At 68.3% G+C, this 10641-nt stretch carries 8 protein-coding genes; 5 read left to right on the forward strand and 3 right to left on the reverse strand.

Annotation, left to right across the window (positions count from 1 at the left end; genetic code table 11):
* The coding region (locus A9X05_RS16680) for a PPE family protein (protein WP_067782781.1) at window positions 1-1290 on the reverse strand (1290 nt) is incomplete at its 3' end.
* A 332-nt stretch (window positions 1291-1622) separates the two neighbouring features.
* Here A9X05_RS16680 and A9X05_RS16685 point away from each other — a divergent pair.
* Together A9X05_RS16685 and A9X05_RS16690 are read left to right on the forward strand one after the other, a co-directional pair.
* A complete protein-coding gene (locus A9X05_RS16685) occupies window positions 1623-2798 on the forward strand; it encodes a glycosyltransferase (RefSeq protein ID WP_067782784.1) in 1176 nt (391 codons plus the stop codon).
* Between the two features lie 56 nt (window positions 2799-2854).
* On the forward strand, window positions 2855-3898 hold the full coding sequence (locus tag A9X05_RS16690; protein WP_197499094.1) for a bifunctional 2-polyprenyl-6-hydroxyphenol methylase/3-demethylubiquinol 3-O-methyltransferase UbiG: 1044 nt from the start codon (window positions 2855-2857) through the stop codon (window positions 3896-3898).
* A 9-nt stretch (window positions 3899-3907) separates the two neighbouring features.
* Here A9X05_RS16690 and A9X05_RS16695 read toward each other — a convergent pair whose 3' ends face one another.
* Window positions 3908-5398, reverse strand: a complete 1491-nt coding sequence (locus A9X05_RS16695; RefSeq protein ID WP_067782787.1) for an FAD-dependent oxidoreductase — start codon at window positions 5396-5398, stop codon at window positions 3908-3910.
* Window positions 5399-5472: 74 nt separating this feature from the next.
* Entirely contained in the window at window positions 5473-6297 is an 825-nt protein-coding gene (locus tag A9X05_RS16700) for a hypothetical protein (RefSeq protein ID WP_067782790.1), read from the reverse strand.
* A 136-nt stretch (window positions 6298-6433) separates the two neighbouring features.
* On the opposite strand from A9X05_RS16700, the gene A9X05_RS16705 reads away from it, so the two are divergent.
* The 3 genes from A9X05_RS16705 (at window position 6434) to katG (ending at window position 10518) form a co-directional block, all read left to right on the forward strand.
* Window positions 6434-7717 carry an Ig-like domain-containing protein gene (locus A9X05_RS16705; RefSeq protein WP_067782793.1) on the forward strand — a complete coding sequence of 428 codons (1284 nt, stop codon included), beginning with the start codon at window positions 6434-6436 and terminating at the stop codon, window positions 7715-7717.
* Between the two features lie 84 nt (window positions 7718-7801).
* Window positions 7802-8242: a Fur family transcriptional regulator gene (locus A9X05_RS16710; protein ID WP_067750622.1), complete on the forward strand. Its 441-nt coding sequence runs from the start codon at window positions 7802-7804 to the stop codon at window positions 8240-8242.
* 35 nt (window positions 8243-8277) lie between these two features.
* Entirely contained in the window at window positions 8278-10518 is a 2241-nt protein-coding gene (katG, locus tag A9X05_RS16715; protein WP_067782796.1) for a catalase/peroxidase HPI, read from the forward strand.
* The last annotated feature ends 123 nt before the right edge of the window (window positions 10519-10641 follow it).

Consider the following 10641-nt stretch of genomic DNA (forward strand, 5'->3'; position numbering starts at 1 on the left):
GTCCTCCGTGATGATCCCCGCGTCCCGCAGGGAGGCCAGCTCGCGCAACTCGGCGGCGATGCTGGTGATCGGGCCACCGGCCGGGACTTGCGGCGCCGCGGGGGCACCCTCGGTCGCCTTCTGCGTGGAGGCCCTGATTCGCTCCGCGCGACCTGCGCCGCCCGTGCCGGCTATGGCACGCCCGGCCATGCTCGCCGCGGCCATCTCGCCGAACAAGCTCCCGGTGCCTGCGGACGAGGCTGGAGCGGCGGCGCCCACGTTGGTGGCGGGCAGGGCCAGAGCGGCCGGGCGCACCGCGGGGGCGGCGGCCGCCCAGGCCGGCGGCACCGACATTGCGCCGACCGTATTGGCCTCGCCCAGGGAAGCCGTCGCCGCCGAGCCCCCCGCCAGGTTGGTGATGACCGGGAAAGGCGTCGGGGGCACCGGCGCCGAGCCGGGCCAGGACTGGACCCCCGCCCAGCCGCTGACGATGTCGTCGGTGTGGAAACCGGTCAACGCCCCGGAGACGTCGTAGGGAAGCGCCACGATGGCGGCGGCGAGCCCCGCCGTGCCGACTTCTGGGTCGACGAACACCGCGCTCAGGTCGGCTGCCAGCCCCAGCAGGTCCCGCCCGCCGAAGCCGAAATCGAGGGGGCTCGCGAGGTTGAGCAGCGCATTGGGCGCCGCAGAGAAGGCTTGTGCCGACGACAGGGCGTTTTGCACCTTGCCGGCCGACGTGCCTGCGGCCTGGGTCAGGGCGGCGGCCTGCCGCACCGATCCGCCCGAATCGGTGCTCGTTTCCGGCGGGGCGAACGGCGTCAGCCTCGCCGCCGCCGCCGACGCCGCCGCGTAGGCGTACATGGCCCCGGCGTCTTGGGCCCACATCTCCGAATATTGCGCCTCCGTGGTCGCGATCGCCGGCGTGTTCTGCCCGAAGACGTTCGTCGCGATCAGGGACATCAGCAGGCTGCGGTTGGCCGCGATCACCGGCGGCGGCACCGTTTCGGCGAACGCCGCCTCGTACGCCGCCGCGGCGGCTTTGGCCTGGTTGGCGGTCTGTTCGGCCTGCGCCGCGGCGCTGCGCGTCCAGGTCACGTACGGGGCGGCCGCGGCCGCCATCGCCTCCGCCGCAGGCCCGAGCCACGACCCGCCGGTCAGCGCCGTGACCTCCGCCTGGTAGGAGGTCGCCGCGGAATGCAGGGCGACGGCCAGCGCGTCCCAGGCCATCGCGGCGGTGAGCAGCGGCGCGGCACCGGGGCCGGTATACATCCGCGCGGAGTTGATCTCCGGAGGCAGTGCTGCGAAGTCCATGTCGTCGTCTCCTCCGGACGGGTTAACAGTTAGCCACGGCGTTAACGGCTCGTTGCGGGCGGTAGGGGGATTGCCCAACGGGCAGCAAACAAATCTTGTTTCCTCTAGTAGTACAGGTCCGGCACCGGTGGATAACCGGGTGCTGCCCCCTTACCCCACATCGTCCTCCCTGAGAACACCGATAAATTACCCTCGCAGCGCAGTGGAGCCTGTCAACGCCACGGAGCGGCCTCGGGCTTTGCCCGTGCGGGCCCAGCCAATCAGAGCGGACCGGCGCGACATGGCGGGTCTGCTTGGATCGATATCGGATACCGCGAGTGAGGGCGGAGCGGATGAAGTTCGTGATGGCGAGCTACGGGGGGCGCGGCGATATCGAGCCCTGCGCCGCGATCGGCCGGGAGCTCTCCCGCCGAGGCCACGACGTCAGCCTGGCCGTTCCGCCGGACAAGGTGGGTTTCGTCGAGTCGGCGGGGCTGGCCGGGATCGCTTACGGGCCCGACACTCAACGCGCCATGATCGCGGCGAGGGAACTCCTGGGCCACTTCCATGGCATTGGCGCAGCGCCGCAAGTGGCTGACCGGGTCCACCGAATCTGGTTGGAGAAGAGCACGACCCTGACGGCACTGGCCCAGGGAGCGGACCTCCTCCTGGGGCACATGAACGACCAGGCGCTGGCGGCCAACGTCGCCGAATATCACGGGATCCCGTTCGCCGCGCTACACGTCTTCCCGGCTCGGATCATGCCCTCAAGTGATGTGTATTCGCGGATCGCCGCGGATGCGGCGGACGCGCAACGTCGTGAACTCGGATTGCCGCAGGCGGCCGCGCCGGCGCGCTCGGAAAGCGGATTGCTCGAACTTCAAACCTATGACGAACTCTGCTTGCCGGGGCCCGCGGCCGAATGGGTCGAGCCCGGCGGTCGGCGGCCCTTCGTCGGCTCCTTGACGCTGGAGTTGCCAACCCATTTTGACGACGAGGTGCTGACCTGGATCGCCGATGGGACGCCGCCGATCTACTTCGGTTTCGGCAGCACCCCGATTGATTCTCCCGCCGAGACGGTCGCCGTCATAAGCGCGGCCTGCGCGCAGTTGGGTGAGCGGGCGTTGATCTGCGCCGGCGCCAACGACTTTCGCCGCGTTCCACGGTCGCCTCACGTCAAGGTGGTGGATGCGCTGAATTACGCGGCCATCTTTCCCGCCTGCCGCGCAGTGGTCCACCACGGGGGCTCGGGCACTACGGCTGCGGGTCTGCGCGCCGGGGTTCCGACGCTGATTCTCTGGACGGTGTGGGACCAGCCGATGTGGGCAGAGGGTATCGAACATTTGGAAGTCGGTGCCGGGCGGGGCTTTTTCGATAGCACCCTGGACTCACTAGTCGCCGACCTGCGCTCGATCCTTACTCCGGAATGTGCCGCCCGAGCCCGAGAGGTGGCCGCGCGGATGACCAAACCCGCCGAAAGCGTCGCGAAGGCCGCCGATTTGTTGGAAGACGCCGCGGGGTCGGGGTGATCGGCGGGTGGATCCAATCGGTGGTGCAAAGCCGCCGGGTCGTGTAGAAGGTTCTGGTGCAGGTTCCGCCTTCTGAGCCTCTCGAGCCGTCGATCCTCTACGAGTCGATGATCAGGCGGTGGTATCGACGGACGTCGGCCGAGGGGCACATCAGAGTGCCTGCCGTCCCGAGCCTGATCGACGAGTACGTGCAATTGTGCGCCAACGTTTGCGCCACCCTGGGCGTCTGGCACACGCCAGAACAGTCCGCGCAGCTGCGGATCTCGCTGGAGGCCGAGCTGGCGAAGGGCTTCAAGGCATCCCCCCGCTCGGACGTCGTCATCTCGTTCAACGCCCCCTTCGGGACGAGCGTCAACATCCGCGTCAAAGCCGAATGGCGAACGCTCGACGCCGCCTACGACGAATGGGTGGACGTGCGCCCGGGGCCACTGTTCGGCACCGAGCCCGACGCGCGGGTACTCGCTCTGGCCGCCGAAGCGGCTGATCCGACGACCTACCGCGTGCTGGACGTCGGGGCGGGGACCGGCCGCAACGCCCTCGCGCTGGCCCGTCGCGGCCACCCCGTGGATGCGGTCGAGATGGCCGCGAAGCTGGCCGACATCATGCGCGCGGAGGCGCAGAGCGAATCGCTGGCCGTGCGGGTGATTCAGAGCGATGTCTTCACGGCGATGGAAAGCGTCCACGACGAATACCAGTTGATGGTGCTCGCCGAGGTGGTGCCCGACTTCCGCACTACCCAGGAGCTGCGGGGCATGTTCGAACTGGCCGCCGAATGCCTGGCTCCCTCGGGACGATTGCTGTTCAGCACGTTCCTGCCCCGCGACGGCTATGTGCCCGACGATTCCACGCTGCAGTTCGGCCAGCAGTGCAACACCATGATCTACACGCGTGACCAGATGGCGACTGCGGTGGCGGGCCTGCCCCTCGAGCTGATCGCCGACGACTCCGCGTACGAATACGAGAAGGCCCACCTGCCCGCAGGCGCCTGGCCGCCCACCGCGTGGTTCGAGGGGTGGGCCAATGGCCTCGACGTGTTCGACGTCGAGCGCGAGCACTCGCCGATCGAGTTGCGTTGGCTCATCTACCGCAAGACGGACTGAGCGCCCGTTCTAGGCGGACAAGTCGCGGGTTGCCGGCCCCTCCAGCAGGGTGCCATCCGGGGCGAAGCGCGAGCCGTGCAACGGACATTCCCAGGCCTTGTCGGCGTCGTTCCAGTTCACGATCCCGCCGAGGTGCGGGCAGACCGGGGAAACGACATGTTCGGTGCCGTCTACCCGGCAGCGCGCCTCCAGATGCCACGGGGGCCCACTGACCACGCCGCCTTCGTCCGCGCCGGGGCTGCGGCGGCCGGTGCGCAGCAGCGGGGTGATCCAGCCCTTGGCCAGATCGAAGCCCACCTCGAGGTTGGCCTGCATGGCGGTCGGCAGCCCGGTCAGCTCATGGGGGCTCCAGCTGGCGAACGCCTTGGCCCAGTCCATTCGCCCGCCCAGGATGCGGCCGGACAGCGCCGGCGCCGCGGCGGCGCCGTTCGTCATCCCCCACTTGTTGAATCCCGTTGCCACAAAGATGGTTTCGGTCTTGGGCAGGATGGGTCCGACGTAAGGCAGTTGGTCGATGGGCGTGTAATCCTGCGCCGACCAGAAATGCGTCTGCTCGGCACCCGGATAGTGTTTGCGGGCCCACGACGCCAGTTCCCCGAGCGCCTGCGACGGGCTCTTCTTGCGGCCCACGGTGTGGCCGGCCCCGCCCACGATCAGCCGCTCCCCGTCCGCGACGGGTGCGTAACGCACCGATCGGGTCGGCGAGTCGGTGGAGATCATCATCGGCCGGGTGATGTTGCCGGGGACCTTGAACGCCATGCAGTAGGACCGGCTCGGCTTCACGCGCGCGAAGTATCCCCCGCGGTCCAGGATCGGGATGCCGGTGGCGAGCACCAGCTGCTGGGCCTCGAGTTCCACGTCTCGCTCGGCGGCGTCGTTGACGTGTACGCGCACGCGGTCGCCGCGGCTGGACACCCGCCGGACCCGGGTGTGCTCGACGAGGCGGCCGCCGCGGCCGAGCAGTTCCGCCGCCAGCGCGTCAAGGAATGGCATGGGATCGAACTGCGCCTGGTCGGGCAGCCGCACCCCGCCGTGGTAAGGGAACGGCACGTCAGGGTCGTCGTCCCAAACCACGGGCAGCCCAACCGCCTGGCAGGCCTGGAGCTCCAGTCGCGCCGACGGCACGCCCTTGGCGGACTGGGCGTAGGTGTAGGCGTCCTCGCGCTGCACCGCGATGCCATGCGACTCGCAGTAATCGATGACCCAGTCCTGGCCTTCGCGATTTCCGTCCACGTAGGCGCGGGCCAGGTCCCTGCCATGTCTGGGCAGGATCTTCGACAGGTGGGTGGCCTGCAGCAGGCTGATCTTCGCCGTGGTGTTCCCGGTGGCGCAGGCCCCGACGGTGCGAGCCTCGAGCACCAGCACGTCCTTGCCGGCGCGGGCCAACAGCACCGCGGTCATCAGCCCGGTGATGCCTGCACCCACGACGATGACATCCGCGGAGCGGGGGCCTTGGTCAAGCTGGCCTGCGGCCCAAGGCTGTTCGCCTCGGTTGGTCATCCATAACGACGTCACGGGTGGGCTAATACCCCTGCCGAACCCGGGGAAACACCGCCGCGGCCCGGCGGGCGGCGTCACGCCCGCCTCAGCTGCGCTTTCGCCTCCCTGACCGATTCTTCCGCGGCGCGGCCGGCCCGCTTGGCCCGGTCGAAGGCCGCTTCGGCGCGTTCGAGTTCACGCTCGGCGGTCCGCAACGCGGCGAACGCCTCGCCGCGACGCCTCCGGGCCGCATCGCGCTCGGCGCGGCGGTCGGACTGTGCGGCGTCGGCGTCGGCCGCCTTGCGCTCGGCGGCCGTAACGGCCGCCGTCAGTTTTTCGAGACGCCGCTGCGCGGCGACGTCTCGCGCTGACCGCTTGCCGGATTGTGGCGGGGATTTCGCCGGCCGCTTCCCGGCCTTGGCGGTGCGGGCGGAGGTCGTCGATACCGTGCTCGCGGCGCCGAGGTCGCCGAAACCCGACCACTGCTCGGGGCGCGCCAGCCGGCCGAGCCGCTGCCTGACCTCCGGTTCGGCGATGGCGGCTTGCAGCGTGCTGGCGATGTCGTCGCGGACGGCCGAGGACGGCTGTTTGACGCCGGCCGCGTCGAGTGCGGCCCGCATGAGCTCGCCGATGAGCCGGTGCTGCTGGGCCGACAAGTCCCGGATGCGTGCCCCGTCCATGGCGGCGTGCGCGGCGCGCAGCTCGTCACCCAGCGCCGCCAGCCGCCGCCCGGTGTCGCGGTGCCGCAGCGCGAGCCGATTGACGATCCACGCCGCCGTGGTTGGCTTGTTGCAAGCGGAAATTCGCTTGGCCGCCGTGTCGTCCCCGCGGCGTTTGGCCGCGGCGGTCAATCTGGTGCGCTCCGCGGTGAACTCCTTTGGCGTTGCCCAATAAAGGCTGTCCAGTTCGTCGTCGGCCATGACGCCATGATCCACGCGCCGGGGCTCGGTCGGTTTAAAAACCGCACCTCCGTGGCACCTGAAGGACAACATCGTCGCGCCGGGAGGCGAGCGACTTCGGCCCGGCACCAACAGAAGGCAAGGATCCCTCAGCTCGATGACGCCCAAGACCGGTGGTCGGCCCGCTCCCCGGATCCCCCGGGATCGCCGGTTATTGGTCGCCGTTTCGGCGGCCGTCGTACTGGTGGGCGCCGTCGTGATCGCGGTGTCCCTCGGTTGCTTCGGCGGCGGTGGGTGCGGTCACCGCAGTGCCTCGTCCAAGGCCTCGGGGCCGGCTCAGGTGACGATCACGCCGGCCCCCGACGCGCACGACGTCGATCCGGTCGCGCCCGTGATGGTCAAGGCCGACACCGGAACGCTGACCGACGTCCGAATGGTCAACGAAAGCGGCAAATCGGTGCAGGGCGTGACGACACCCGACAACACCGTGTGGAAGCCCACCGTCCCCCTGGGCTACGGCCGCACCTATACGCTGACGGTTACCAGCCGCGGTCCCAACGGCATTGCGTCCACCCAAGTTTCGTCATTTTCGACGCTGAAACCGTCCAACCAGACCAAGGTGTCGTTCACCACCACGTCGGAGGCCGTCCTCAAAGATGGCGGCACGTATGGGGTCGGGACGGTGATCGTCGCGCACTTCGACGAACAGATCGCCGACCGCGCCGCCGCCGAGCGCCAGCTGGCGGTGACCACCAACCCGAAGGTGGAGGGTTCGTGGTACTGGGTCGACGACCAGAACGCCCATTGGCGCCCGGAGCACTACTACGCCCCGGGCACGACCGTCACGGCCGAAGCCAAGATCTATGGAATCTCTTTGGGCAATGGCCTATTCGGGCAGGACGACACCAAAGTGTCGTTCCGGATCGGCGACGCCCACGTATCGATCGCCGACGACGCGACTCATCAGGTCAGCGTCTTCGACAACGGAGCCCTGGTCCGCACGATGCCCACCTCGATGGGGATGGGCGGCACCGAAAACGTCGGCGGCAAGAGCATCTCGCTGTGGACTCCCCCGGGCGTCTACACGGTGCTCGACAAGGGGAACCCCGTCGTCATGGACTCCTCCACGTTCGGGCTGCCGAAGAACTCCCGCCTGGGCTACCGCGAGACCATCAACTGGGCCACCAAGATCAGCACCGACGGCATTTACCTGCACGAGCTGGACGCCACGGTGTGGGCACAGGGCCATCAGGACACCTCGCACGGCTGCCTGAACCTCAACGCCGACAACGCGAAATGGTTCTACGACTTCTCCGTGCCCGGCGACGTGGTCGAGGTCCGCAACAGCGGCGGCCCGCCGCTGACGCTGGCGCAGAACGGTGACTGGACACTCAGCTGGGACGACTGGCGCAAAGGCAGCGCCCTGAAGCCCCAGACGTGACGCGGTTCATTCGTCACCGCCGGTTGTGCCCCACTTCACAGTAAAGTCTTGACTCGATCCAAATAAGTGCGTCATATTGGTGCGGTGTCATCGACGGCCGATTACGCGGAACGACTGCGCATGGCCGATCTCCGGGTGACCCGACCCAGGGTCGCGGTGCTGGAGGCCGTCGACGCCCACCCGCACTCCGACACCGAGACGATCTTCTCGGCCGTCCGCGTGGGCCTCCCCGACGTGTCCCGCCAGGCGGTTTACGACGTCCTCAACGCGCTGAGCTCGGTCGGTTTGGTGCGTAGGATCCAGCCCTCCGGGTCGGTCGCCCGCTATGAGTCGCGGGTCGGCGACAACCACCACCACGTGGTGTGCCGGTCCTGCGGCGTGATCGCCGACATCGATTGCGCCGTCGGCGAGGCGCCCTGTCTCACCCCGTCGGACGACAACGACGTTCTGGATGGCTTCGTCCTGGACGAGGCCGAGGTCATCTACTGGGGCGTCTGCCCCGATTGTTCGACTGCAGGTTCCTAGATCGCAGCCCCATCACCCCCTAAGAAAGGAATGCTGTGTCCTCCGATATCTCCCAAGGCCGGCCGCCCCATGAGGACAGCAACACGGCTAGCGCCAGCGAGAGCGAAAACCCCGCTATCCCGTCCCCCAAGCCGAAATCGAATGCGCCGCTGACGAACCGGGACTGGTGGCCCGACCAGGTCGACCCGTCCATGCTGCAGCCGCACAACCCGAAATCGACCCCTTACGGCGAGGGCTGGAACTACGCCGAGGAGTTCGCCAAGCTCGACGTCGACGCGCTCAAGGCGGACGTCATCTCGGTGATGACCACCTCACAGGACTGGTGGCCCGCCGACTACGGCCACTACGGCGGCCTGTTCATCCGGATGAGCTGGCACGCCGCGGGCACCTACCGCATTTTCGACGGCCGCGGCGGCGGCGGACAGGGCATGCAGCGGTTCGCCCCGCTCAACAGCTGGCCGGACAACGTCAGCCTGGACAAGGCCCGCCGGCTGCTGTGGCCGGTCAAAAAGAAGTACGGCAACAAGATCTCCTGGGCCGACCTGATCATCTTCGCCGGTAACTGCGCCCTGGAATCGATGGGCTTCAAGACTTTCGGCTTCGCCTTCGGCCGCGAGGACGTCTTCGAGCCCGAGGAAATCCTGTGGGGTGAGGAGGACACCTGGCTGGGCACCGACAAGCGGTACTCGGGCAAACGTGACCTCGCCCAGCCCTACGGTGCGACCACGATGGGTCTGATCTACGTCAATCCCGAAGGCCCGGAAGGCAAGCCGGATCCCATCGCCGCGGCCATCGACATTCGCGAGACGTTCGGCCGCATGGCGATGAACGACGAAGAGACCGCCGCCCTCATCGTCGGCGGGCACAGCTTCGGCAAGACCCACGGCGCCGGTAGCGGCGATCTGGTCGGGCCCGAGCCGGAGGCGGCCCCGATCGAGCAGCAGGGCCTGGGCTGGAAGAGCTCGTACGGCACCGGCGTGGGCAAGGACGCGATCACCAGCGGCCTGGAGGTGGTCTGGACGCCCACCCCGACCAAGTGGGACAACACCTTCCTGGAGACCCTGTACGGCTACGAGTGGGAGCTGACCAAGAGCCCCGGCGATGCTTGGCAGTTCGTCGCCAAGGACGGCGCCGGTGCGGGCACCATCCCCGACCCCTTCGGTGGGCCGGGCCGAGCGCCGACGATGCTGGTCACCGACATCTCGATGAGGGAGTCCCCGATCTACCGGGACATCACCCGCCGTTGGCTCGACCACCCCGAAGAGCTGACGGAGGCGTTCGCCAAGGCCTGGTACAAGCTGCTGCACCGCGACATGGGACCGATCAGCCGCTACCTCGGGCCGTGGATTCCCGAACCGCAGCTGTGGCAGGACCCGGTTCCCGCCGTCGACCACGAGTTGGTCGACGACAGTGACGTCGCCGCGCTGAAGAGCAAGGTCCTCGAGTCGGGCCTCTCGGTTCCCCAGCTGGTCAAGACGGCCTGGTCGGCGGCCGGCAGCTATCGCAACACCGACAAGCGCGGCGGCGCCAACGGCGCGCGCCTGCGCCTGGAGCCGCAGCGGAACTGGGAGTGCAACGAGCCGTCGGAACTCGACAAGGTGCTGCCCGTGCTGGAGAAGATCCAACAGGACTTCAACGGCTCGTCGTCCGGCGGCAAGAAGATCTCGTTGGCCGACGTGATCGTGCTGGCGGGATCCGCGGCGGTCGAGAAGGCGGCCAAGGACGCCGGCTACGAGATCGCCGTGCACTTCGCGCCTGGACGCACCGACGCCTCGCAGGAGAACACCGATGTGGAGTCGTTCGCGGTGCTCGAACCGCGGGCCGACGGTTTCCGCAACTACATCCGGCCCGGCGAGAAGGCACCGCTGGAACACCTGCTGATCGAGCGGGCATACCTGTTGGGAGTGACCGCCCCGGAGATGACGGTGCTCATCGGCGGGTTGCGTGCCCTCGGCGCCAACCACGGCGGCACCAAGCACGGGGTGTTCACCGACCGGACCGGCGCGTTGACCAACGACTTCTTCGTCAACCTGCTCGACATGGGTACGGAGTGGAAGCCGTCGGAGACCACCGAGAACGTGTACGAGGGCCGCGACCGGTCCTCGGGCGCGGTCAAGTGGACGGCGACCGCGAATGACCTTGTGTTCGGGTCGAATTCGGTGTTGCGCGGGTTGGCCGAGGTCTACGCCCAGGATGACAACCAGGGGAAGTTCGTGGAGGACTTCGTCGCGGCGTGGGTCAAGGTCATGAACAACGACCGGTTCGATCTGAAGTAAGACCGCCATAGCAAGCGGCGCCCCGCGGGCCATCGGGTCGCGGGGCGCCGTGCGTCAGGTGAGTGATCGGTCGACTCGCGACACATAAACGGCGCACACGACACGCCGCGAACACTCGCCGTG

It is taken from the genome of Mycobacterium sp. E3298, assembly GCF_001666895.1.
Classification (GTDB): Bacteria; Actinomycetota; Actinomycetes; order Mycobacteriales; family Mycobacteriaceae; genus Mycobacterium.

What these genes read in the sequence shown, in the direction of transcription:
- A9X05_RS16685 (WP_067782784.1), top strand. Translation starts at nt 1,623, where the DNA reads ATGAAGTTCGTGATGGCGAGCTACGGGGGGCGCGGCGATATCGAGCCC.
- A9X05_RS16695 (WP_067782787.1), bottom strand. Translation starts at nt 5,398, where the DNA reads ATGACCAACCGAGGCGAACAGCCTTGGGCCGCAGGCCAGCTTGACCAA.
- A9X05_RS16700 (WP_067782790.1), bottom strand. Translation starts at nt 6,297, where the DNA reads ATGGCCGACGACGAACTGGACAGCCTTTATTGGGCAACGCCAAAGGAG.
- A9X05_RS16705 (WP_067782793.1), top strand. Translation starts at nt 6,434, where the DNA reads ATGACGCCCAAGACCGGTGGTCGGCCCGCTCCCCGGATCCCCCGGGAT.